Below are 23,349 nucleotides of genomic sequence, written 5' to 3' on the forward strand. Positions count from 1 at the left end.
CTAGAAAAGGGATTTAGGAGACCATCAATAATTCTATACCAACATCATTCATAGCTTTGAGCATCGTATTAAGTGATCCATTCAGATCAATGCCAGCACAAGCGTTCAACAAAACACTAACTTTAAAACCACATTTTACAGCATGCATTGCAGAAAATCCAACACAGAAATCAGTTGCTAAGCCACACATGACTAATGTTGTAAAATCATGTTCTTTAAGATAACCATGTAAACCTGTTGGTGTTTCCTGGTCATTTTCAAAGAAGGCGGAATAACTATCAATTTCTTTATTGTAACCTTTCCGAAGGATAAGCTGTGCTTTTTCAATTTTGAGAGATGGATGAAATTCCGCTCCTTGTGTTCCTTGTACACAATGATCAGGCCAAAGTATTTGGAGACCATAGTCAAGACTTACACTATCATAAAGAGCTTTCTCTAGATGAGAAGACGCAAAGCTGCAATGGTTTTTGGGGTGCCAATCTTGGGTTAAAATGACATGATCAAAACGAGTTATAAGGTTATTGACAGCAGGGAGAATGGCATCGCTTTGTGGTATTGCAAGTGCTCCACCTGGTAAGAAATCATTTTGAACATCAATAACGATTAAAGCTTGCTTTTTCATGAATTTATTCCAGTAATCTGGTGGATGGTTTGCTTTTTTAAGGTGCTGTTTCATTTTGAAGTTTTGAAATAATCTGATGAATATCAGTACTCATTTTATCATCGTCAAACCAAAAAAGAGGAATAGATAAATCTTTACAGTAATTATAATAATTTTTCATTAATTGTAGCCATTTACCAATGGGCAGAGAGTGATAGTCAACAATTGCTATATGTTTGCGCAGAGCCTTAGTTATCATAGGGCTTTGAACATCAGATCCTATGAGACGGCGTTCATTTTTTAAACATAGTTTGTAGAACATTAAAAGAAAAGGTGAATACCATTTTGGTCTATGACACAAAAGCGCCGAAAAGAGATGAGGATTTTTTGCAGCATGTTTTACAGCCCATAGGATAAGGAAAGAAGGGGCATAAAGGATGGGTTTATTTTTGCATTCTGTATGGCATTGATAGATTGGTTTGATACGGTAAAAACATAATTTTAGATTTGGTATAGAAAAAAGAAATGATTTTTGATAATACATATCAGGTATAGCTAAGAGTATTTGATTTTTTCTCTTCAAGGGAATGTTTTTTTGCATTTAGAGTCGCAGTAGGGCTTGTGAGATCAGAAAAAATATACCAATATAGAGCTAAGGGTTAGCAGGCCAAAAATTAAATATTACAAGTTACAAAATTTAATAAAAGCTTCATAATACAACTTTTAATAATATTGCACGATATAAAGAGAAATTTATGGCACGTCAATTTATCTATCATATGGCTGGGCTTAATAAAACTTATGGCAATAAGAAAATTTTGGATAATATCCATTTGTCTTTTTATCCAGATGCAAAAATCGGTATCTTAGGTCCAAATGGTGCAGGTAAATCGACCATTTTACGTATTATGGCTGGATTAGATAAAGAATATACAGGAGAAGCATGGCTTGCTGAGGGAGCGCGTTGTGGCTATCTTCCGCAAGAACCTGTTCTCAATACAAATAAAGATGTTCGTGGAAATGTGATGGAAGGGCTTGCTGATAAGCAAGCAATTGTAGATCGTTATAATGAACTGATGATGAATTATAGTGATGAGACTGTTGATGAGGGCGCTCGACTTCAGGATATTATTGATAGTCAGAATCTGTGGGATTTAGAAAGCCAAGCAGAAATGGCTATGGTTGCTCTTGGTTGTCCGTCAGGGGATGAGGATGTGACAAAACTTTCAGGAGGTGAGAAACGGCGTGTTGCACTTTGTAGATTGCTTTTGTCAAAGCCTGATTTATTGCTTTTAGATGAACCAACAAATCATTTAGATGCTGAAACGACCGCTTGGCTTGAAAGGCATTTACGTGAATATTCAGGCGCGGTGCTTTTAATTACCCATGATCGTTATTTTCTCGATAATGTAACAGGTTGGATTTTAGAGTTAGATCGCGGTAAAGGAATTCCTTATGAAGGTAATTATTCTGCTTATTTGGATGCTAAAGCTAAACGTATACTGCAAGAAAATCGCGAAGAAGTTGCTCGTCAACGTGCATTATCACGCGAGAAAGAGTGGATAGCTTCTAGCCCAAAAGCGCGTCAGGCAAAATCGAAAGCGCGTATTAAAGCTTATGATGCATTAGTTCAGGCAGCGCATGAACGTCGTTCTGGGGAGGCACAGATTATTATTCCTATTGGTGAAAGATTAGGACAGGTTGTTATTGAAGTTGATAATCTGTCAAAAGCATATGGTAATCGTGTATTGATTGATTCTCTTTCTTTCAAGTTACCTGCAGGTGGTATTGTTGGTGTTATTGGTCCTAATGGTATGGGAAAATCGACCTTATTTAAGATGTTGACTGGGCAAGAGAAACTTGATTCAGGACAGATCCGTATTGGAGAAACAGTTCAGATGAGTTATGTTGACCAAAACCGTGATGCATTGGCTGGTTATAAAACTGTTTGGGAAGAAATTTCCGGTGGAAATGACATTATTAAGTTGGGCAAACATGAAGTAAATAGTCGTGCTTATTGTGGTGCCTTTAACTTTAAAGGTGCAGATCAACAGCAGAAAGTAGCACAATTGTCAGGAGGGCAGCGCAATCGTGTGCATTTAGCTAAGCTTTTGAAAGAAGGAGGAAATGTTCTTCTTCTTGATGAGCCAACAAATGATCTCGATACAGAAACATTGGGTGCCTTAGAAGATGCGTTGGAGAGTTTTGCTGGTTGTGCAGTTATTATATCCCATGATCGTATGTTTCTTGATCGGTTGGCAACACATATTTTGGCTTTTGAGGGGAACGGTCATGTGGAGTGGTTTGAAGGTAATTTTTCTGAATACGAAGCAGATAAGGTTAGTCGTCTTGGCGCGGATACTATGAATTTTAGACGTTTCAGTTACAAACCTCTTACACGTTAAAATTATTTTTTTTGAATTGGTATTAAGTGGATGTTGATGTCGTCCATGTTTCTTCACGTTTCAAAAGGCGATTTGCGCCCCATTCAATAAGTGTTTTATTAATTGCATCAAAAACAAAAAAGAGTGCTGAATCTCGATCATAACCCTCACAAAGTAAATTATCATATTCTGTATGTTGGTGGCGTATATGAGCAATTGTTGCGAGCCAAACTGCAATGGAAGGAGGAAGATATTTCATAGAGGCGTGTGTGGCAGCAGTACAAATACATTGACTATCACGGTATGGAACCTGTGGGATAAGAGTTATTAGTTTTTTAGAAATTATCTGTTTTCTACGAATTATCACAAGTCTCGTTTTCATATTACTTTGTTATTTTCATTTTGTTTGATAACACAAAAGTGATGTTTGTAATTGATCATTGAATAGTTAGCGTTTTTATTACCACATTTTATTTATGATATGGTATCAGTAATTAAGCACTTAAGAACAGAGAGTACATAATCAAATGTATTTTTATATAGAAATAAAGATAATTTTATAGCGTGTTTATCGTTAAGCTTATCTGTAGGCATTTGGCATTTTATAATTCTATAGGAATAGAGAGGAAGTAACTGTATATTGATCAGTATTTCATTATAGCTTATTACTGGTTTAGAAGTTGTTGATAACAATTTTAAATTATAAAAAGATTTTGGTGAAATTTTATTAGAAATTAAGATGATTAGAGAGAATCTGATGACAAATTTTTAAATAGATTTGCTCCAAATTGGATCATTTTTTGAATATTTTTTTCCTTAATTTTTTCATTTTCATGCGAAATTTAATCTTTTTAATGTTTTTTTATAAGAATTTCTTGCCGTTTGAAATATTTTATTTCATATAAAAAGCATTGTGTCATTCACCTTAATGGGTGATGCAAGCAGACGGTCAGGGAACCTCCCCCCCCCCCCGCGTGGCTTCCTTAGATTGTCTGACCCGACTGAAGAATTCTTCAGTCGGTTTTTTTTTTTAATTATATGGGTTGTTCTAAACTTTATTTTTCATAGAAGAGATAGAATATCTGAGAATTTTGGTGAGTATAACAAGATAATCACATTAATTAAGCGCAACAGGTATAGCCTCGTATTAAAGTGTCCTTACAAAGTTGGTCTTTAATTTCACAAAAAAAATAGAGGAAGTTGAAATGATATAAGACTTTGATATTTGGTAATGGATAGATTTTTTTTCTTTTAATATATCGGTTTATAGAACATAGTATTCAATCTGTATAGAAAACTTTAAACGATAAACAGAGTAAAAATGGGACTAATCAACTTCATTTTTAGAAAGAAAAGAAGAGGATTATAAAAATGAGTTTTGAGTATTTAGTACATGTCGTATCCTGGTTGTACTTTCTTAACATATGTCCACTGTTACACTATGATTTTTAGAATTAGCGAAGAATATGGCAAAATAGATTTAAAGCCATTTGCAAACATATAATTGTCTCAAAATTATACAAAAAATGATTAATAAGAATTTACAACAGGAGGACGTAAAATTTCTTCTGCTACAGTTCTGATCACGATTTCAGCAAATTTTTGCGCTTGTTCATTATTTTGTCCACTTACAAGAGCAGAAGCAACCGCGTCTTTACGCGCTTGATAAACAATTTTTCGTTTTTCTTGATCATTCATTTTGAAAAGACGCATTGTAACATTTGGGAAAGATATTGCTTCTTCTAACTGCATATCCTTTCTTGTATTCATTTGGTGAGAAAAAATCACCCTATTAAGTACAAGGTGATAAGCTAATAAACTAGCTGCGAAGATAAATAGAAAAATCAGAATAATATTATACCCACGGGATTTGATCATTTTTAAAACCTAAGATTGTCACATATAAGATTGCATCTAAATCACATAATTTTTAAATTATAATTCTATGTCTACTACTTTGAAAGTAATATATAAAAAGCATATATTATTCTTTTAAAATAAAATTCAATTATATTTTTATATGAATGTATATTTAAAAATGTTGATTGCAATGTGTAATCTTTTGAGCACTAGTTTTTAGTTAGTATTTGTTATTGAATGCAAAATTTCAGTTTATATTATCACAATGGAATTATGAAGTTAATATTAATGGAACTTTGATAATTTTGTGTTATAAATAATTGAATTTTCTCAGTGCTATTTTTTTTTGAAATTAAAATTTCTTATCACAAAATATCAATGATCAATACATTATATTTTTTACTGTATAAAACAAAAAAAATATAATAGAAATTTTAAAAAATTCTTCCCTAATATTAGAGATATTTTGAAACTATCTTAATATTTTCATTTTTATGACGTTTTTTAGCTTTTTTTCTCAATAAAATATATTTTTAAAATCATTATAGTGAGAATTACGAATATATTAGTGAAGAGAGAAAGAATGCAATTTTTAAAAATATTTTTAAATACAGCATTTGCTGTATTTTTTGTGTTAAATATCAAAATAGCTCTTGCAGTGATTAGTATTGTAGATACAGGTAAGAATTCAGAATTTACTTCTTTTAATTCTAAGGTGCCTATTCGTCCTTATGAGGATCTTATACAAAAAATTGCGATTAAACATAAAGTTCCTATAAATTTGGCACATGCTGTTATCAATGTTGAGAGCAATTATAATGCTCATACAAAAGGCTCTTCTGGTGAAATAGGGTTGATGCAAATTAAACCGTCTACTGCGCGATGGTTGGGTTTTAATGGTCCTGTAAAAGATCTTTATGAACCTGCAATCAATCTTGAATATGGTATGCGTTATTTGGCGCGGGCACATAAACTAAGTGGAGGAGATACGTGTCGTACAGTTCTTAAATATAATGCAGGTCATTCTGCAAAAAAAATGAATTCTATTTCAGCAAGATATTGCTCAAAAGTTAAAACATATTTAGCTTCATTAAAACAGTAATGTGCTTTGTAAGTGGTTTACTTATTTTGACAAGACTTATAAAATATCTTTTTGTCGCTATTTTCACTTTATGAAAAATATTGTATAAATAAGAAGTCAGTCGGCTGGGCAGTCGCGCCTATAAAGTGATAGGTGAGGAAAGTCCGGGCTCCGTGGAAAAGCGATGCCGGGTAACGCCCGGCGGGGGTGACCCTAGGGAGAGTGCCACAGAAAGTAAACCGCCTATTTAAATAGGTAAGGGTGAAAGGGTGGGGTAAGAGCCCACCGCGCACTCAGTAATGAGTGTGGCAAGGTAAACCCCATCGGGAGCAAGACCAAATAGAAATGATGCGCAAGGTATGACTTGCAGCCAATTTCCAGGCGAGTCATTTGGGTAGGTTGCATGAGGCGGATGGTAACATTCGTCCTAGATGAATGGCTGCCATGTAAAGCGTAAACTTTACTAACAGAACCCGGCTTATAGGCCGACTGATATTTGATAATAATAAAAAAGATTACATATATTTTGATAAAAGTGCGTATTTTTGTTTTTGGAATTTTTATGCTCAAAAATAAAGCATTTTTTAAAAAATTATAATATTTTGTTAAGTATTAATAAGTCAGTGTGTAGAGTGATTCAGCTTTAATTTGATTTTCTTTTTGTAGTAAAAATGAGAGTTAAAGTTTTGCCATATAATGATGCCATATGCGATCGATGGCTACTGGATTTGGAAAAACATAGATCGAGATGAGGCATTTTGAGAAGGCAGGATAGTGGAACCGAGCGCCATATTCCAGTATTGTTGCAGTCAGTATTAGCTGGGCTTGCACCATTAGCTGGAGCGAAAGTGATTGATGGCACTTTTGGTGCTGGGGGTTATTCACGTGCCCTATTGAACGCGGGTGCAGAAGTTATCGCGCTTGATCGTGATCCTCAGGCAGTTCGTGAAGGACAAGCACTTGTCGATCAATTTTTTCCACGTCTCCGTTTAGTTCAAGCAGAGTTTTCACAATTGGATCATATAGTGGAAGGCCTAGTAGACGCAGTTATTCTTGATATTGGTGTTTCTTCCATGCAACTTGATGAAGCCGAACGTGGTTTTTCTTTTCAAAAAGATGGTCCGTTAGATATGCGAATGGCGCAGACTGGTTTTACAGCAGCTGATGTTGTTAATTATTTAAAGGTGGATGATTTGGCGCAATTGTTTAAAACATTAGGAGAAGAGCGTTACGCAGTTCGAATTGCGCGGATGATTGAGAAACGTCGTTGTATTCGCCCTTTTTTGCGCACAATTGATCTTGCTCATGCTATTGAAGCTTTAATAGGAAGAAAACCAGGTAATCATATTCATCCTGCAACACGTGTATTTCAAGCATTGCGCATTTATGTTAATAATGAGCTTAACGAGCTTGCATGTGCTTTATTCGCTGTTGAGCGCGTTTTAAAAGCAGGAGGACGCTTGGCGGTCGTTAGCTTTCATTCTCTTGAAGATCGCATGGTAAAAAAATTTTTATCTGCTCGTTCGGGTCATAAAAAGGGGTCACGTTATCTTCCTGAAATAAAATCAGTTCCAGCGACCTTTATTCCTTTGTATAAAGGTGTGAAAACTGCAACTCAAGAAGAGTTACAGAAAAATCCTCGTGCACGTTCTGCAAGGTTGCGTATTGGTGTACGGACTCAGGAAGCTGCTATTGCAGCAGATATGAAATTATTTGGTTTAGCAGAAATTGCTCATTTTGAAGGCAGTAAGAAATGATAATTTTTCGCACATTCGATGTGATTTTAGTGGTGATTATGATTTGTATAGCGGGTCTTACTTATAAGGTAAAATATGACGTCCAAAAACAGATTGGTGAAGTGCATCGTATTGAGCGAGAAATTGCAGCAGAAAAAAATATGGTTAATTTGCTTCATACTGAATGGGCTGTAATGATTGATCCTTCACGAATGAAAAAACTTGCAGAACGTTACAAAAAAGAACTGAGTTTAGAGGTCATACAGCCACGTCAAGTTGTAAAATTAAAAGATATTCCAATGCGTTTACAGGATAAAATTGAAGAATTGATTAAGCAGAATACTTTGGAAGATGATGATAAAGTTTTTTTCTCTGAGAATCATAGTGTTAATGGAAATAGTTTTGCTCAAAAAGGTGAGCGTTGATGGAATTATCGTTCTTATCTTCACAAAAGAAGAATTATTCAAATAATCAGTTGAAACTTTTACCGCCTTCTATGCGTCAGCCGTTTTCTAATCGTCCACGCTTGATTTTTGCTTTATTGTGTTTCCTTTTTCTTTACGGACTTATAGGGAAATGTCTTATTTCCTATGGAATTAAAGGTGGTCAAATTGAAGAAGCAAAAGGACCGTTGATAGTGCAACTGGCTTCTCGACCTGATATTGTTGATCGTAATGGGCGTTTATTAGCAAAAGATATTACAACTTATTCACTTTTTGCTGAACCACGCCGTATTATTGATGTAGATGAGACGATCGAATTAATCTCAACAGTTTTGCCAAAACTGAATTGGCAGGAAGTACATAAACGTTTAAAAAGGAATTCTGGTTTTTCTTGGATCCAACGTGGGTTAACCCCAACGCAAAAGGCGCAAATTATGGAACTTGGCATTCCAGGCATTGGTTTTCGTACTGAAATACGTCGTTTTTATCCAGGAGGATCTATAGCTTCACATATTCTTGGTATGGTTAATGTTGATAATCAAGGCCTAGCTGGCATGGAAAAATATATTGATGATAATGGATTGAGTATTCTTCGTGCTACCGGTCTTGCTACTGAGGAATCATTGAAGCCAGTGCAACTTTCGATTGATATACGGGTTCAGGCAATTGTACATGATGAATTGATGGAAGCCATGAAACGTTATAAAGCAATTGCTGCGGGGGCTATTATTCTAAATATTTATACAGGTGAGGTTTTAGCGTTGGCATCAGTACCAGATTTTTCTCCTGCAAATCCTGTTGATGCTCTTAAAAGTGATCGCTTTAATCGGATGACTGCCGGAACTTTTGAAATGGGGTCAATTATTAAAAGTTTCACCACAGCAATGGCACTTGATTCAGGGCTTTTCCATTTAAACAGTATTATTGATGCTTCCCAACCAATTCAAGCAAGTCGTAATCATTTTATTCGTGATTTTCATGGAAAAAATCGCCTTTTAACGTTGTGGGAAGTTTTTATTTATTCTTCTAATATTGGTTCTGCTAAAGAGGCATTGGCAATAGGAGTAGATGGACACCGCGATTTTTTAAAACGACTTGGTTTACTTGATCGTGTATCAACGGAATTGCCTGAAGTTGCTCAACCGATTTATCCCCATTATTGGAAGGACATCAATTCTATGACGATTTCTTTTGGACATGGTATGGCAACAACGCCATTGCAAACAGCAGTAGCTGCTGCTGCTTTAATGAATAGTGGTTTGTTAATTGATCCTACATTTTTAAAACGTTCTAAAAAAGAGGCTTTGAAATATGCCAAACAGATTCTCCATCCTCAAACAAGTCAAGATATGCGTTATCTTTATAAGTTAAATAGTGATATTGGTTCAGGTCGTAATGCAAAGGTAATAGGTTATCGCATTGGTGGTAAGACAGGAACATCTGAAAAAGTTGAAAATGGAAAATATTCTAAAGTAAAAAACTTTAATAGCTTTTTAGCTGCTTTTCCTATAGATAGTCCTTCTTATATTGTCTTAACAGTTATTGACGAACCTAAGCCTGAAGATGGAAAACATTCAGCAACAGCAGCGATGAATGCAGCTCCAATGCTTGCTAACATTATTCGCCGTTCAGCTATTTTTCTTGGAATAGAACCGGATCTTAAAAAAGAATATGAACCAATTAGAGGCACAAAGAGCAATGTGAGGTTACCGAAAACAGCAGTGAAAAATTAATATAAAGGTGAATAGCCCCATGTTGCTTGGAGAATTATTTATAGAGTGTATTAAAGATGATTATCTTGCCTCAATTGAAATTACAGGGATAAGTGCTGATTCTCGTCAAGTGTTGCCAGGTTATGTTTTTGTGGCACTTAAGGGAAATCAAAGAGATGGTAGAGAGTATGTAAATGATGCCATAAAGCGTGGTGCACGGGTAATTATTACAGACAATAATTTTGTTTTTGAGAATTTATCTATTCCCGTTATTCATGTTTCGGAGGTACGTCATAGATTAGCTATAGCAGCTGCCCGTTTTTATAATTCTCAACCTGAAATAATGGTTGCTGTTACAGGTACAAGCGGTAAGACATCGGTTGTGTCTTTTATTCGGCAGATTTGGGAATATGTTGGTTTTTGTGCTGCGAGTATAGGAACAGTAGGTGTTGTATCACCTAAACGTCATGATATTGGTTTTCTAACTACACCCGATCCAGTAATGTTACAGCGTTTATTATATGAAATTGCTAATGATGAAGGTGTTACACATGCAGCCTTTGAAGCTTCTTCACATGGAATTGATCAATGTCGGATTGATGGAGTACATTTAGCAGCAGCTGCTTTTACCAATTTAGGGCGTGATCATATGGATTATCACGGGTGCATAGAGGATTATTTCCATGCTAAGATGAGATTATTTAATACGATTTTACCGCAAGATGCGCCTGCTCTTATTTTTGCAGATGATGTTTATTCACAAAAAGTTATTGATATTGTTAGACAAGCTCACCGGAAAGTTTTGACAATTGGGCGCACAGGGAAATTCATCACACTTAATCGTGTTGAACATCAACGATTAAAACAACGTGTTGAATGCCGGATGGGAAATAATATTTATACATTTGATTTGCCATTTTCTGGCGACTTTCAAGTGGCTAATGCACTTATGGCTGCAGGTTTAGCCATTGCGACAAATGCACCTCCAGATATGGTTTTTCGCTCTCTTGAAAAATTACAAGGGCCGCCTGGCCGTTTAGAATTGGTTGGAAAAACAAAAGATGGTGCACCTGTTTACGTTGATTATGCGCATAAGCCAGAAGCTTTAGAGCAGGTATTGCTTTCTGTTCGTCCTTTTACACAAGGACGTTTAATTCTTGTTTTTGGTTGCGGTGGTGATCGCGATCGAGGAAAAAGAGCTTTGATGGGAAAGATTGCAGAAAATAAAGCTGATGTTGTGATTGTAACTGACGATAACCCTCGTACAGAAGCACCAGAAAAAATTCGAAAAGATATTTTACAGGTAGTGCCCGAAGCAATAGAAATAGCAGATCGTGGTAAAGCAATTGATTATGCGGTGCGATTACTGAAAGCTGGAGATACATTAATTGTTGCAGGAAAAGGTCATGAAAATGGACAAATAATAGGGCGAGAGACATACCCTTTTTCAGATCGTTTGAAAGTGATTGCTGCTTTAAAGGAACGAGATAAATGATAGCTTTATGGGATAAACAGGCACTCATTTCTGCAATGGATGGTTTTACAGTTGGATGTTTACCAGAAGTTTTTTCTGGAATTTCTATTGATAGTCGAACTCTTGTAGAAGGTGATGTTTTTTTCTGTATTAAAGGGCGCCATCTTGATGGTCATGATTTTGCTACGCATGCCTATGCACAAGGTGCTGGAGTTTTGGTGGTTGCACAAAATCGTTTAGACGAAATGAAAAAAACAACAGCTCCATTAATTGTTGTTCCTGATGTTTTTCAGGCATTAGAAAAACTTGCGCAAGCAGCACGTAAACGTTCAAAAGCTAAAATTATAGCTATTACAGGCTCTGTAGGGAAAACAACAACAAAAGAAGCTCTTAAACAAGCACTTGAAACTGCAGGAAAGGTTCATGCTAATCTTTCTTCTTTGAATAATTGTTGGGGCGTTCCACTGACTTTGGCACGAATGCCTATAGATAGTGATTACGGTATCTTTGAAATTGGTATGAATCATAAAGATGAAATTCGTCCTTTAGTGAAGTTGGTTTGTCCGCATGTAGTATTAGTCACTCGTATTGCAGCTGGGCATATGGAATTTTTCAAAAATCTTGAAGAAATTGCAGATGCTAAGGCTGAAATTTTTGAAGGATTAGACAAAAACGGTATAGCTCTTTTAAACGCAGATGATCATTTTTTTTCTTATTTGCTTAAAAAAGCAAAACAATGTGGGGTGAACGAAATTCGGAGTTTTGGCCAGTCTAATTATGCTAATTATCAAGCGAAAGAGGTTTGTCTTTTAGAAAATTGCTCTTGTATGATTGTGCATCTTGGTCAGAAAGATGTAATGATTAAAATCGGTGCACCTGGTCAACATATGGTGCAAAATGGTTTAAGTGTTCTTGCAGCTTGTGATGCGGTTGGTGCTAATTTGGCACGTGTTGTGCTTGCTCTGGGTCGTTTTTCTCTTCAAAAAGGTCGTGGAGCTCTTTATAAGCTGTCCTTATCGAATGGTGGTGTGTTTCATTTAATCGATGAAAGTTATAATGCTAATCCTGCTTCTATGCGGGCCGCTCTTGATCTTCTTGCAACAGGACCAATAGGTGTAGACGGTAGAAGAATTGCTATTTTGGGTGATATGCTTGAATTAGGAGATCATAGTGAAAAATTGCATCGTGATTTGTTGGAGCCCATACGTGTTTCTGGTGCTGATTTGGTTTTTTTGGTTGGTAAAGAAATGAGAGTTTTAGCTAGTGATCTTTCTCCTCATATTACTGTTTATCACGCTCAAGATATTGAAGAAATTTTTCCACTTGTTTTTTCAGAAATTTCAAATGGAGATCTTATTATGATTAAATCATCTCATCGTATTTATTTATCAAATATTGTGAATGAAATTCTTAGTCGCTATAAAGTAATTTCTTTATAATTTTATTAGGTTTTTTCACCATGATGCTATTTTTTTCCTTGCTGAATGATTGGATTCCAGGTGTTAATGTTTTTCGGTATATTACTTTCCGAACTGTTGCAGCTATCTTAACATCAGGTTTGATTGTTTTCTTGTTTGGTCCAAGTATTATTGCTTTTCTTAAAAGTCGGCAGGGAAAAGGACAACCAATTCGAACTGATGGCCCTCAAACTCACTTTAAAAAAGCTGGAACACCTACTATGGGTGGATTAATGATTTTAATTGGTATTATGGTATCCGCATTTTTATGGTGTGATTTATTAAATATTTATTTTTGGGTATCGTTGTTTGTTATGCTTTCTTTTGGGATGATTGGTTTTTATGATGATTATCTTAAGGTGACAAAGCAAACGCATAAAGGTTTCTCTGGAAAAGCGCGGTTAAGTTTGGAATTTGTAATTGCTATCATTGCTTGTTTTATTATTTTAGAAATTGGCTCACCAAAATTAGCTTTACCTTTTGTAAAGGATTATTTTATTAACTTAAGTTGGTTTTTTATTCCTTTTACCGCCTGTGTTGTTGTAGGTACTGGTAATGCTGTTAATTTGACCGATGGTCTTGATGGGCTTGCTATTGTGCCTGTGATGATTGTCTCTTTATCTTTTGCATTGATTGCTTATCTGTCTGGGAATATAAATTTTGCTGATTATTTACAAATTCATTATATAGCGGGTACAGGTGAGCTAGCTGTTTTACTCGGAGCAGTTTTTGGTTCTGGACTAGGCTTTTTATGGTATAATGCACCTCCAGCGGCTATTTTTATGGGAGATACTGGTTCTTTGGCTCTTGGAGGGTTGTTAGGCGTTATTGCTGTCGCAACGAAGCATGAAATTGTTTTAGCTGTTATTGGTGGACTTTTTGTTTTAGAAGCGATGTCAGTTATTATTCAAGTGGGTTGGTTCAAACTAACGAAAACGCGTGTGTTCCTTATGGCACCAATTCATCACCATTTTGAGAAAAAAGGTTGGACAGAAAGTCAGATTGTGATACGTTTTTGGATTATTACGATTGTTTTAGCATTGATTGGTCTTTCAACACTTAAATTGAGGTGACAATCTTGATTTCCGTTGAGTGTTATAAAGGCCAAAAAGTAGCTGTATTTGGATTAGGAAAATCAGGAATAGCTACAGCAAAAGTTTTGATTTCTTGTGGCACAGAAGTAGTTGCTTGGGATGATAATTATTCTAGTGTGGAAGCTGCTTGTAAAGAAAATATTCCCACAAAGAATCTGTATAATGAGGATTGGTCAGAATTTGTTGCGTTGGTTTTAGCTCCTGGGGTGCCTTTAATTTATCCAAGACCGCATTGGGTTGTTGAAAAAGCACGTCAAGAGAATATCGAAATTATCGGTGATATTGAGCTATTTGTTCGTGCACGTAATCTTTTTTTACAGCAACATGGTTTTGATGACCAGGATATTCCATTTATTGCTATTACAGGTACAAATGGTAAATCAACAACTACCACTTTACTTGCTCATCTTTTAGAAAAAATGGGTTATGATGTGCAAATGGGAGGGAATATTGGAACAGCAATATTAACGCTTAAGCCATTTGTAAAAAAGCGTATCTATGTTATTGAATGTTCATCATTTCAAATAGAATTAGCTCCTTCTCTTCAGCCAACTGTTGGTCTTTTGTTGAATTTAACACCCGATCATATCGATCGTCATGGTAGCTTTGAACGTTATGTGCAGGTCAAAGAATATGTCATTTCTCGAGCTTCTCGTGCTCTTATTTCAATTGATAGTTTGGTTTGCCGTGCTTTATATCAAAAGCTTTTTGATGAAGGTCATCAAATCGATCCGGTTTCTAAAGAGCATTTTGTTAAAAATGGTTTTTATGTAGAAGGGACAAAGCTTTTTTCTATTCGGCATGGGCAATATCATTTGCTCGCAGATTTGGCAAATATAACTTCGTTACGTGGAAGTCATAATGCGGAAAATGCTCTTATGGCTTTAGCAACTTTGCAGATATTAAAAATTACTACCTTAAATATAGAAGAGCATTTAGCAAGCTATTTAGGGCTTGCACATCGAATGCAGCAGGTGTGTAGAATTGGATCTGTTTTGTTTATTAATGATAGTAAGGCTACTAATGCAGAAGCGTCTGTTCCTGCATTGGCTACTTTTAATAATATTTTTTGGATTGTTGGAGGGCAGGCAAAAGAAGGTGGGATTGATGCTCTTAAAGGATTCTTTTATAAGATTCGTAAAGCATATTTAATTGGTAATGCGGTAGAAAATTTTGCACGTATTATTGGCTCTGCTTTTCCTTTTTCGATGAGTTTTACTTTAGAAAATGCAGTCCGCGAAGCAGTTAATGATGCAACCCACGATATAAATCAAGAATCTGTGATTTTGTTTTCTCCAGCTTGTGCAAGTTATGATCAATTTAAGAATTATGAGGTACGTGGGGAGACTTTTGTTTCTCTTGTTATGCAGTTAAAGAAGCAAAAATTGTAAAAAGTTATTTTACATAGCAATCGAGAATCTTTGTGAATGTAATTTAAACTTTAAAGTGCTTATCAAAGATACTAGGAAAAGCATGTTATTTTGTTTTAGATGCGATTATAAAAGGTACAGTGAAAATGATGATAACTCGTGCAGACCGAGGCTCACTCTCTAATTGGTGGTGGACAATTGATCGCTCTATCTTTACTGCTTGTTTGATCCTTATGGGAATTGGTATCATGCTATCTTTTGCAGCTAGTCCCCCTGTTGCAAAAAAAATTGGGATTTCTGATAGTTTTTATTTTGTTCGCTGGCATATTATTTTTAGTATTCTTGCATTTGTGACTGTGATCGCTGTTTCTTTTTTTTCGCCTCGTAATATTCGTCGTTTATGTATTCTATTATTTATTGCAGCGCTTGTTCTTATGATTGCAACTTTATTATTTGGTCTTGAGTTAAAAGGGGCGCGGCGTTGGATTTCAGTGTTTGGTGTTTCGTTACAAGCATCAGAGTTTATGAAACCGGCTTTTATTATTATATCTGCTTGGCTTTTCTCGGAACAGGTACAGCGTAAAGGTGTCCTTATTTATATATTGGTTATTGCACTGTATGTGATTTGTTGTACGCTTCTTGTTTTGCAACCAGATATTGGTCAAACACTTTTAATAAGTGCAACATGGGGTGGCTTATTTTTTATTGCAGGTGTGCCTCTTATCGTCGTTTTCTTATTTCTTATTTTAAGTATTTTAGGAGGCTTTTTAGCTTATTTTTTTGTTCATCATGTACGTGAACGTATCAATGGTTTTTTAACAGGGGAAGGTAATACATTCCAGGTTGATGTAGGGCGTGAGGCTATTTTAAATGGTGGATGGTTTGGTCGAGGTCCTGGTGAGGGTACGGTGAAACGTATTATTCCTGATAGCCATACAGATTTTGTATTTTCTGTTGCAGCTGAAGAATATGGTATCATTTTTTGTTTATTGATTACAGCACTTTTTGGTTTTATTGTTATCCGTTCTTTTTATATAGCATTAAACACTCGTGATATATTCACACGTTTTGGTATTATTGGCATAGCAATGATCATTGGCTTTCAATCAGCTATTAATATGGCAGTTAATCTTCATCTCATGCCTCCAAAGGGTATGACGCTGCCATTTATTTCTTATGGTGGTTCATCTATGGTAGCAATTGCAATTTCGATAGGCATTTTACTGAGTTTGACACGCCGTTGGCCAGAGGCGCGTATTTCAACTTTTCTTTCAACTTCTGTTCCGGATGCTGCTGATGACACATAAGAAAGTTATTGTTTTATCTGCTGGTGGTACAGGTGGGCATCTTTTTCCTGCTGAAGCGCTTGCTATTGAACTGAGAGAGCGTGGATATGATGTTCATTTGATGACAGATAAAAGAGCTAAGCGTTTTGTAAGTCATTTTGATGAGGAACACGTTCATATTATTTCATCAGCAACTTTTATAAGACGTTGTCCTTTTGGATTTATAAAAACATTTTGGTATTTGCTGAAGGGAATGTTTCAGTCATGGATGCTTTTTTGTAAATTACGGCCTGTTCTTGTCGGTGGGTTTGGTGGTTATCCTACCTTTCCACCAGTTTTAGTTGCTACCTTAATAGGATATAAAACATTTATTCATGAGCAAAATGCTGTTATGGGACGTGCTAATAGATTATTGGCATCTAGGGTCAATGCTATTGCCGGTGGTTTATTATCAGCGAACAGTGTTTATGCTCATAAAACATTCATGACAGGTAATCCTGTTCGTAAGGCTATTCTTCAAGCTGCAAAGATTCCTTATTGTCCTTCTACAGGCGAACAACCATTTCATTTTTTGGTTTTTGGTGGGAGTCAAGGAGCAGCTTTTTTTTCACAAGTTGTTCCCGGAGCAGTTGCCTTACTTGATCAAAATATACGGAAACGTTTACGCATTGTTCAGCAGGTTTATGATGAAACCATAGATCTCATGAAAATTTATCATGATATGGGAGTACAGGCAGAAATTGCACGTTTTTTTGATAATATGGCTGAACATATCGCTCAATCCCACTTTATTATGTCACGTGCTGGTGCTTCAACAGTTTGCGAAATAGCTGTAATTGGTCGGCCAGCTTTATTTATTCCATACCCTTACGCTCTAGATCACGATCAAGCAGAGAATGCGTCTAAACTTTCTAAAGTAGGAGGCGCGCAGATTATAGTAGAAAAAAATTTAGATACGCAAATACTTGCTTCTCTCTTGACAAAAGTCTGTTGTGAACCACACTTATTGGAAAAACAAGCGCGATCTGTGAAAAAAGTTGGGCAACCTTACGCAACCGTTATTTTGGCAAATATGGTTGAGGCATTGATTCTAGAACGATCATTATTAGATATTAAAAAGGAGTTTTTCGATGAAAATGCCGCTTAATATTGGCCTTATTCACTTTGTGGGAATTGGAGGTATAGGTATGAGCGGGATTGCTGAAGTTCTTCATAATCTTGGTTATAAAGTTCAAGGATCCGATCAAACTTATAATGCAAATATTGAGCGCTTACAGAATAAGGGAATTAATATTTGTATAGGGCATCGTGCTGAGAATTTAGGAGCAGCAGAAGTTGTTATTATTTCTACTGCCATTAAGAAAACAAATCCTGAATATATTGCTGCCCAAAAAAAGCACTTACCCGTTGTTAAGCGTGCAGAAATGCTTGCTGAATTAATGCGTTTTCGTCGGACAATCGCTATTGGTGGTACGCATGGAAAAACAACGACTACCTCAATGGTAGCTGCGCTTCTTGATGCAGGTCGTTTTGATCCGATAGTCATTAATGGTGGTATTATCAATGCTTACGGGACCAATGCACGTATGGGAGACGGGGATTGGATGGTGGTTGAAGCTGATGAAAGTGATGGGTCATTTTTAAAATTGCCGGCTGATATAGCTGTTGTTACGAATATCGATGTTGAGCATTTAGATCATTATGGCAATTTTAATGCCGTACGTGAGGCTTTTCGGCAGTTTGTAGAAAATGTGCCTTTTTATGGTTTTGCCGTTATGTGTCTTGATCATCCAGAAGTTCAGACGTTAGCTAGTCGTATTCATGATCGTTGGGTGATTACGTATGGTGCAAATCCACAAGCAGATGTCCGTTTTCTTAATCTTTCGATGGAAGGCCAAAAAGCGTGTTTCGATATTCTTATTCGATCACGAAAAACAGACGAAAAAATTGAAATTAACAATTTGATTTTACCGATGTCGGGAAAGCATAATGTTTCTAATGCTACTGCAGCGATTGCTATTGCACATGAACTCGGCATTTCACCTGAAGCTATAAAAAAGGGATTAGCAGAGTTTGAGGGTGTAAAACGGCGTTTTACGAAAACAGGGAATTGGAATGGAGTTGAGATATTTGATGATTATGGGCATCATCCAGTCGAAATAAAAGCAGTTTTGCATGCAGCACGTGAGAGCGCAAAAAGAAATATCATTGCGGTTATACAACCACATCGTTATACGCGCTTATATCATTTGTTCGATGATTTTTCTACTTGTTTTAATGATGCTGATACAGTGATGATTACACCGGTTTATGCAGCTGGTGAAGAGCCAATAGCTGGTTTTGGTTCTAAAGAATTAGTCGAGCATATTCAGATGGCTGGCCACCGTGATGTGCGTCTGATTAATACTTTGGAAGATGTTATTTCTATTGTATCTACATTAGCTAAATCTGGTGATTATGTGGTTTTTCTGGGTGCTGGTAGCATCACACAATGGGCTTATGCATTGCCCAATCAATTAGTGGTACTTGATAACAATGATAAATTTTCAGCCAATTGATGGTGAAGGCCTGTTAAAGAAATTACAGCCAGCGTTACGTGGTATACAGGGCAAATTAACACCCAATGTCGATATGCGTAAGGTGACATGGTTTCGCACTGGTGGACTCGCTGAGATTTTTTATCAACCTTCTGATGAAGCAGATTTAGTTTTATTTTTTCAATCTTTGCCTGAATCCATTCCTGTAACGATTGTGGGGATCGGCTCTAATCTTTTGGTACGTGATGGGGGTATCCCTGGTGTTGTTATTCGCCTTTCAGCAAAAGGTTTCGGGCAGTTGAAGCAAGTGTCATCGAAGCGCTTCTTGGTTGGTGCTGCGGTAGCAGGTAAACATTTGGCAGCAGCAGCTTTAGAAGCGGAGCTTTCTGGTTTTCATTTTTATCATGGTATTCCTGGTTGTTGTGGAGGAGCATTAAAAATGAATGCTGGAGCTAATGGTATTGAAACTGCTGAGCGTGTTGTTGAAGTTTATGCGCTTGATCGTAAAGGACAACGCCATATATTGAGTGTGAAGGATATACATTACTCTTATCGTTGTTGCGATGTTCCCGATGATTTTGTTTTTATTGCTGCCTTATTGGAAGGAGAGCAAGGGAATAGAAATTATATTCGTACGGCTATGGATGAAGTTGCTCTTCATCGGCAAAAGGTGCAACCTATTCGTGAAAAAACAGGGGGATCCACTTTTCGTAATCCTGTAGGGACGTTCGCGTGGCGTGTTATTGATGAGGCAGGGTGCCGTGGCTTAAAGATTGGTGGTGCTCAAATGAGTGAAATGCACTGTAATTTTATGATTAATATTGATCAAGCAACAGGTTATGATCTTGAAAAATTAGGTGAAACAGTACGTGCTCGTGTTTTTGCTCATTCAGGGCATTTATTACAGTGGGAAATACAACGTATTGGCCAATTTGAACAAGGTCGTATAGTCTCTTCTTTAAATCAGGATAATTGATTTTTTATATAATTAAAAAATTGAGTCATTTCAAAGAGATAAGAAAAAATTTCTATTAAAAATCAATAAATTAACAGAGAAGCTCTTGCATCAAGCTCTTGAGTCTGATTCATTAGGGAAAATGCTAGGTTATTGATTCGCAAAGATAAATCTAGTTCTTTCCTATATATAGTATTTTTTATTTTTATATATTCTGTATTTAGTATATAAAGAAGGATAAGTTGTTATGAAAGGTAAGCATATAGCTGTGTTGATGGGAGGGCTTTCATCAGAACGGTCTGTAAGTTTATCTTCTGGTTCTGCTTGTGCTGATGTTCTTGAAGCTCATGGCTATTATGTAACTCGTGTAGATGTTGATAGCCGTATTGCTTCTATTCTTGAGAAATTACAACCACATATCGTTTTTAATGCATTGCATGGCTCATTTGGTGAAGATGGATGTATTCAAGGCATTCTTGAATACTTGAAAATTCCTTATACGCATTCTGGAGTGATGGCGTCAGCATTAGCAATGGATAAAGGACGGGCAAAAATTATTGCCGCTAGTGTTGGTATTCCTATTGCTCCTTCTTATACGATGAGCCGTTTTGCAATTGGATCAAAACATCCTTTGGAGCCACCTTATGTAATTAAACCTGTGCATGAGGGATCAAGCTTTGGCATTATTATTGTGAATGGCGATGAAGCATTTCCACCTCGTAATATTGCAAGCTCTGAGTGGATGCATGAAGATGAGGTAATGGTTGAAAAATATATTCCTGGTCGGGAACTTACTTGCGCTGTTTTAGGTAATGAAGTTCTAGATGTCTGTGAAATTATACCTGATCAACATTTCCAGTTTTATAATTATGACTCAAAATACAAGTCTGGTGGTTCTATTCACATTTGTCCTGCACAACTTTCATTAAATATTTACCAAAAAGTGCAAAGAATATCTTTAGCGGCACATCAAGCGATAGGTTGTCGAGGTATTAGTCGTTCTGATTTTCGTTTTAATGAAGAAACGGAAGAGTTGATTTGGCTTGAAATTAATACGCAGCCTGGTATGACGCCAACCTCTCTTGTGCCGGATATTGCAAAAGCAAGTGGTCGTACTTATAGCGACATTGTTAAATGGATAGTGGAGGACGCGTCATGTATGCGTTAAATGTTGGTAAAGTAGGAATTTTTAGGGTGCTATCCGTGCCAATTTTCCCACGTTTTTATCGTCGTTTTTTCCGATTTATATTGCAATTTTTATTTGTTGATATTCATGTGCCGCGTTATTTTGGCTCTTTTGCCGTTTTTTCTTTTTTCTTGTTTTCCTTATTTTATGGAATTGTTTTTAGCGGGCATATGAACAAAATTATAAGGCTTGTGGCATTGAATTTTGGTTTTGTGATTACTCATGTTGATATGAGTGGCAATAAAAATATAACGGAACAATATGTTTTAAAGCTTTTAGGGCTTGATGTTTATCCATCAATTATTAGCTTTGATGTGGATAAAGCCCGTTCTACTTTAGAACAACAGATTTGGGTCCAATCAGCTGATATTCGGAAAATTTATCCTAACCGAATATGTATTTCAATAGTAGAGCGTGAACCATATGCAATTTGGCAACATGATGGTGTGATGGATGTGATTGATGATACAGGGAGTATTATTTTACCATTTCAGGCAGGTTTAGTTCAGAATTTACCACTTGTTGTTGGGCAGGGAGCACAAAATGCAGCTAAGTCGTTTATTCAATCTTTATCAACATATTCGCAATTTCGTAATCGTATTCGTGCTTATGTGCGTGTAGGTGATCGGCGTTGGGATGTTTTTTTAGAAAATGGGGTGCGTATTATGTTGCCTGAACAAGGCGCTATTGAAAGGCTTGTTGCTCTTATTGAGACGAATACGGCAAAAGATCTTTTTTCTCGCGACGCTTTAAGCATTGATTTACGTCTTTCTGATCGAATAACGATTGCTTTATCAGACGAAGTGTTAGCACGGCATCGTGCTACGGTAATGGAAAAAGAGCGTATTTTAAAAGAATTAAGAGAAAGGAGTATATGATGTTTTTGAAATCACATCATGGGAGGGGGCGCAAACCGCGTTTTCTAACAGTTCTTGATGTGGGTTCAAGTAAGGTTGTTTGTCTTGTTGTTTGTTTACGTCCTTTGAAGTATCCGCAACATTTACATGGTCGTACACATTTTATGGAAGTCTTGGGTTTTGGTGTACAGCGCTCGTGTGGAATTAAATCTGGTATTGTTATGGATATGCTTGCAGCAGAGCAATCAATACGTTTAGCTGTTAATGCTGCAGAGAAAATGGCTGGTTTGGTGGTGGATTCAGTTATTGTAAATTTTTCCTCAAACCGATTAAAAAGTGCTTTTGTTAAAGGCACAGTACATTTGGGTGGGCGTGAAGTTACTGCACGTGATATGCGTATGGCATTGGCAAATGTTTCGCGTAAAGCTTTTGATGCTGAACGGCATATTATGCATTCAGTTCCAGTATCTTATGTATTGGATGGAGATAAAGGAATCTCTGATCCTGTTGGAATGGTAGGTGAATTATTTGGGGTGGATGCGCATGTTGTGACAGCAGAAATAGCATCTTTACGTAATTTGGAAGTTTGTATTAATCGTGCTCATTTAAGCGTTGAAGCAATGGTCGCAACACCTTTTGCGAGTGGTATCGCAGTTTTGATTAATGATGAGGCGCGTTTAGGAGCTGCATGTATTGATTTTGGTGCTGGAACAACAACATTTTCAATATTTTCTGAAGGAAAGTTTGTTCACGCAGGTACACTTGCAATTGGTGGGCACCATATAACTCTTGACGTTGCACGGGGATTATCTATGTCTATTGAAGAAGCAGAGCGTTTAAAAGTTAAATATGGTTCAACACTTTCAGAAAGTACAGATTCTCATCGTATGATTAATGTCGCTGAAATTGGGAATGAGCAAACTCAATATCCATGTGCAGTTCTTGGTCGTATCATTCGGGCGCGTGTTGAAGAAATATTAGAAATGATTCGTGATTGTTTGAATTGTTCTGGTTTCAGTCATATTGTTGGTAAGCGTATTATTTTAACTGGAGGAGCAAGCCAGTTAACTGGGTTGCCAGAGATGGCTCGTAATATATTAGGAAGAAATGTTCGTATAGGGCGGCCTTTAGGTGTTTCTAGGCTTCCTGCTCTTGCAAAGGGAGCGGCGTTTTCATCTGCTGTTGGATTGTTAATCTATCCGCAACTAGCGGGTTTTGAAGAAAAAATAATTCACACGACAGTGAGACAGTTATCAACCGGCACAGGTGGATATTTTCAACGTGTTGGTCAGTGGTTGCGTGAGAGTTTTTAGTAA

Annotated in this window: 20 protein-coding genes and 1 other RNA gene; 17 read left to right on the forward strand and 4 right to left on the reverse strand. The window is 36.5% G+C overall.

Annotated elements, in window-relative coordinates; translation table 11 throughout:
* Positions 1-13: 13 nt before the first annotated feature.
* Together pncA and BAR153v2_RS01175 are read right to left on the reverse strand one after the other, a co-directional pair.
* A complete protein-coding gene (gene pncA, locus BAR153v2_RS01170; protein ID WP_078679954.1) occupies positions 14-622 on the reverse strand; it encodes a bifunctional nicotinamidase/pyrazinamidase in 609 nt (202 codons plus the stop codon).
* 37 nt (positions 623-659) lie between these two features.
* Positions 660-1,202, reverse strand: a complete 543-nt coding sequence (locus tag BAR153v2_RS01175) for a hypothetical protein (RefSeq protein WP_078679955.1) — start codon at positions 1,200-1,202, stop codon at positions 660-662.
* 154 nt (positions 1,203-1,356) lie between these two features.
* Here BAR153v2_RS01175 and ettA point away from each other — a divergent pair, with 154 nt between their 5' ends.
* Complete coding sequence (gene ettA, locus BAR153v2_RS01180; RefSeq protein WP_078679956.1) at positions 1,357-3,006, forward strand: energy-dependent translational throttle protein EttA; 1,650 nt, start codon at positions 1,357-1,359, stop codon at positions 3,004-3,006.
* A gap of 22 nt (positions 3,007-3,028) precedes the next feature.
* Here ettA and BAR153v2_RS01185 read toward each other — a convergent pair whose 3' ends face one another.
* Together BAR153v2_RS01185 and BAR153v2_RS01190 are read right to left on the reverse strand one after the other, a co-directional pair.
* Positions 3,029-3,367 (reverse strand): DUF2293 domain-containing protein, encoded by a 339-nt coding sequence (locus BAR153v2_RS01185; RefSeq protein WP_078679957.1) that lies wholly within the window; start codon positions 3,365-3,367, stop codon positions 3,029-3,031.
* A gap of 1,148 nt (positions 3,368-4,515) precedes the next feature.
* Positions 4,516-4,863 (reverse strand): hypothetical protein, encoded by a 348-nt coding sequence (locus tag BAR153v2_RS01190; protein ID WP_078679958.1) that lies wholly within the window; start codon positions 4,861-4,863, stop codon positions 4,516-4,518.
* A gap of 565 nt (positions 4,864-5,428) precedes the next feature.
* Here BAR153v2_RS01190 and BAR153v2_RS01195 point away from each other — a divergent pair.
* The 16 genes from BAR153v2_RS01195 (at position 5,429) to ftsA (ending at position 23,346) form a co-directional block, all read left to right on the forward strand.
* On the forward strand, positions 5,429-5,947 hold the full coding sequence (locus BAR153v2_RS01195; RefSeq protein ID WP_078679959.1) for a lytic transglycosylase domain-containing protein: 519 nt from the start codon (positions 5,429-5,431) through the stop codon (positions 5,945-5,947).
* A gap of 96 nt (positions 5,948-6,043) precedes the next feature.
* Positions 6,044-6,423: RNase P RNA component class A (gene rnpB, locus BAR153v2_RS01200), an RNA gene on the forward strand.
* Positions 6,424-6,684: 261 nt separating this feature from the next.
* Complete coding sequence (gene rsmH / locus BAR153v2_RS01205; RefSeq protein WP_078679960.1) at positions 6,685-7,683, forward strand: 16S rRNA (cytosine(1402)-N(4))-methyltransferase RsmH; 999 nt, start codon at positions 6,685-6,687, stop codon at positions 7,681-7,683.
* On the forward strand, positions 7,680-8,087 hold the full coding sequence (locus tag BAR153v2_RS01210; RefSeq protein ID WP_078679961.1) for a hypothetical protein: 408 nt from the start codon (positions 7,680-7,682) through the stop codon (positions 8,085-8,087). The genes rsmH and BAR153v2_RS01210 overlap by 4 nt, the downstream gene beginning before the upstream one ends.
* Positions 8,087-9,838: a penicillin-binding protein 2 gene (locus BAR153v2_RS01215; protein WP_078679962.1), complete on the forward strand. Its 1,752-nt coding sequence runs from the start codon at positions 8,087-8,089 to the stop codon at positions 9,836-9,838. Before BAR153v2_RS01210 ends, BAR153v2_RS01215 begins: the two co-directional genes overlap by 1 nt.
* A 19-nt stretch (positions 9,839-9,857) precedes the next feature.
* Positions 9,858-11,312 (forward strand): UDP-N-acetylmuramoyl-L-alanyl-D-glutamate--2,6-diaminopimelate ligase, encoded by a 1,455-nt coding sequence (locus BAR153v2_RS01220; RefSeq protein WP_078679963.1) that lies wholly within the window; start codon positions 9,858-9,860, stop codon positions 11,310-11,312.
* Positions 11,309-12,730 (forward strand): UDP-N-acetylmuramoyl-tripeptide--D-alanyl-D-alanine ligase, encoded by a 1,422-nt coding sequence (gene murF, locus BAR153v2_RS01225; protein ID WP_078679964.1) that lies wholly within the window; start codon positions 11,309-11,311, stop codon positions 12,728-12,730. Before BAR153v2_RS01220 ends, murF begins: the two co-directional genes overlap by 4 nt.
* Before the next feature lie 20 nt (positions 12,731-12,750).
* On the forward strand, positions 12,751-13,821 hold the full coding sequence (gene mraY, locus BAR153v2_RS01230) for a phospho-N-acetylmuramoyl-pentapeptide-transferase (protein ID WP_078679965.1): 1,071 nt from the start codon (positions 12,751-12,753) through the stop codon (positions 13,819-13,821).
* Positions 13,822-13,826: 5 nt separating this feature from the next.
* Positions 13,827-15,233 carry a UDP-N-acetylmuramoyl-L-alanine--D-glutamate ligase gene (murD, locus tag BAR153v2_RS01235; RefSeq protein ID WP_078679966.1) on the forward strand — a complete coding sequence of 469 codons (1,407 nt, stop codon included), beginning with the start codon at positions 13,827-13,829 and terminating at the stop codon, positions 15,231-15,233.
* A gap of 128 nt (positions 15,234-15,361) precedes the next feature.
* A complete protein-coding gene (locus tag BAR153v2_RS01240; protein WP_078680915.1) occupies positions 15,362-16,519 on the forward strand; it encodes an FtsW/RodA/SpoVE family cell cycle protein in 1,158 nt (385 codons plus the stop codon).
* Positions 16,509-17,645, forward strand: a complete 1,137-nt coding sequence (gene murG, locus BAR153v2_RS01245) for an undecaprenyldiphospho-muramoylpentapeptide beta-N-acetylglucosaminyltransferase (RefSeq protein WP_078679967.1) — start codon at positions 16,509-16,511, stop codon at positions 17,643-17,645. The genes BAR153v2_RS01240 and murG overlap by 11 nt, the downstream gene beginning before the upstream one ends.
* Positions 17,629-19,056 carry a UDP-N-acetylmuramate--L-alanine ligase gene (gene murC, locus BAR153v2_RS01250; RefSeq protein ID WP_078679968.1) on the forward strand — a complete coding sequence of 476 codons (1,428 nt, stop codon included), beginning with the start codon at positions 17,629-17,631 and terminating at the stop codon, positions 19,054-19,056. Before murG ends, murC begins: the two co-directional genes overlap by 17 nt.
* Positions 19,034-20,011: a UDP-N-acetylmuramate dehydrogenase gene (gene murB / locus BAR153v2_RS01255; protein ID WP_078679969.1), complete on the forward strand. Its 978-nt coding sequence runs from the start codon at positions 19,034-19,036 to the stop codon at positions 20,009-20,011. The genes murC and murB overlap by 23 nt, the downstream gene beginning before the upstream one ends.
* A gap of 226 nt (positions 20,012-20,237) precedes the next feature.
* The gene (locus BAR153v2_RS01260) at positions 20,238-21,158 is read left to right on the forward strand and encodes a D-alanine--D-alanine ligase (RefSeq protein ID WP_078679970.1); all 921 of its coding nucleotides are present in this window, start codon (positions 20,238-20,240) and stop codon (positions 21,156-21,158) included.
* Entirely contained in the window at positions 21,146-22,054 is a 909-nt protein-coding gene (locus BAR153v2_RS01265; RefSeq protein ID WP_078679971.1) for a cell division protein FtsQ/DivIB, read from the forward strand. The genes BAR153v2_RS01260 and BAR153v2_RS01265 overlap by 13 nt, the downstream gene beginning before the upstream one ends.
* Positions 22,051-23,346, forward strand: a complete 1,296-nt coding sequence (gene ftsA, locus BAR153v2_RS01270; protein WP_078679972.1) for a cell division protein FtsA — start codon at positions 22,051-22,053, stop codon at positions 23,344-23,346. The genes BAR153v2_RS01265 and ftsA overlap by 4 nt, the downstream gene beginning before the upstream one ends.
* The last annotated feature ends 3 nt before the right edge of the window (positions 23,347-23,349 follow it).

This window comes from Bartonella sp. AR 15-3, assembly GCF_002022445.1.
Lineage (GTDB): Bacteria > Pseudomonadota > Alphaproteobacteria > Rhizobiales > Rhizobiaceae > Bartonella.

What these genes read in the sequence shown, in the direction of transcription:
- pncA (WP_078679954.1), bottom strand. Translation starts at nt 622, where the DNA reads ATGAAAAAGCAAGCTTTAATCGTTATTGATGTTCAAAATGATTTCTTA.
- BAR153v2_RS01175 (WP_078679955.1), bottom strand. Translation starts at nt 1,202, where the DNA reads ATGCAAAAAAACATTCCCTTGAAGAGAAAAAATCAAATACTCTTAGCT.
- ettA (WP_078679956.1), top strand. Translation starts at nt 1,357, where the DNA reads ATGGCACGTCAATTTATCTATCATATGGCTGGGCTTAATAAAACTTAT.
- BAR153v2_RS01185 (WP_078679957.1), bottom strand. Translation starts at nt 3,367, where the DNA reads ATGAAAACGAGACTTGTGATAATTCGTAGAAAACAGATAATTTCTAAA.
- BAR153v2_RS01190 (WP_078679958.1), bottom strand. Translation starts at nt 4,863, where the DNA reads ATGATCAAATCCCGTGGGTATAATATTATTCTGATTTTTCTATTTATC.
- BAR153v2_RS01195 (WP_078679959.1), top strand. Translation starts at nt 5,429, where the DNA reads ATGCAATTTTTAAAAATATTTTTAAATACAGCATTTGCTGTATTTTTT.
- BAR153v2_RS01210 (WP_078679961.1), top strand. Translation starts at nt 7,680, where the DNA reads ATGATAATTTTTCGCACATTCGATGTGATTTTAGTGGTGATTATGATT.
- BAR153v2_RS01215 (WP_078679962.1), top strand. Translation starts at nt 8,087, where the DNA reads ATGGAATTATCGTTCTTATCTTCACAAAAGAAGAATTATTCAAATAAT.
- BAR153v2_RS01220 (WP_078679963.1), top strand. Translation starts at nt 9,858, where the DNA reads ATGTTGCTTGGAGAATTATTTATAGAGTGTATTAAAGATGATTATCTT.
- murF (WP_078679964.1), top strand. Translation starts at nt 11,309, where the DNA reads ATGATAGCTTTATGGGATAAACAGGCACTCATTTCTGCAATGGATGGT.
- mraY (WP_078679965.1), top strand. Translation starts at nt 12,751, where the DNA reads ATGATGCTATTTTTTTCCTTGCTGAATGATTGGATTCCAGGTGTTAAT.
- BAR153v2_RS01240 (WP_078680915.1), top strand. Translation starts at nt 15,362, where the DNA reads ATGATAACTCGTGCAGACCGAGGCTCACTCTCTAATTGGTGGTGGACA.
- murG (WP_078679967.1), top strand. Translation starts at nt 16,509, where the DNA reads ATGACACATAAGAAAGTTATTGTTTTATCTGCTGGTGGTACAGGTGGG.
- murC (WP_078679968.1), top strand. Translation starts at nt 17,629, where the DNA reads ATGAAAATGCCGCTTAATATTGGCCTTATTCACTTTGTGGGAATTGGA.
- murB (WP_078679969.1), top strand. Translation starts at nt 19,034, where the DNA reads ATGATAAATTTTCAGCCAATTGATGGTGAAGGCCTGTTAAAGAAATTA.
- BAR153v2_RS01260 (WP_078679970.1), top strand. Translation starts at nt 20,238, where the DNA reads ATGAAAGGTAAGCATATAGCTGTGTTGATGGGAGGGCTTTCATCAGAA.
- BAR153v2_RS01265 (WP_078679971.1), top strand. Translation starts at nt 21,146, where the DNA reads ATGTATGCGTTAAATGTTGGTAAAGTAGGAATTTTTAGGGTGCTATCC.
- ftsA (WP_078679972.1), top strand. Translation starts at nt 22,051, where the DNA reads ATGATGTTTTTGAAATCACATCATGGGAGGGGGCGCAAACCGCGTTTT.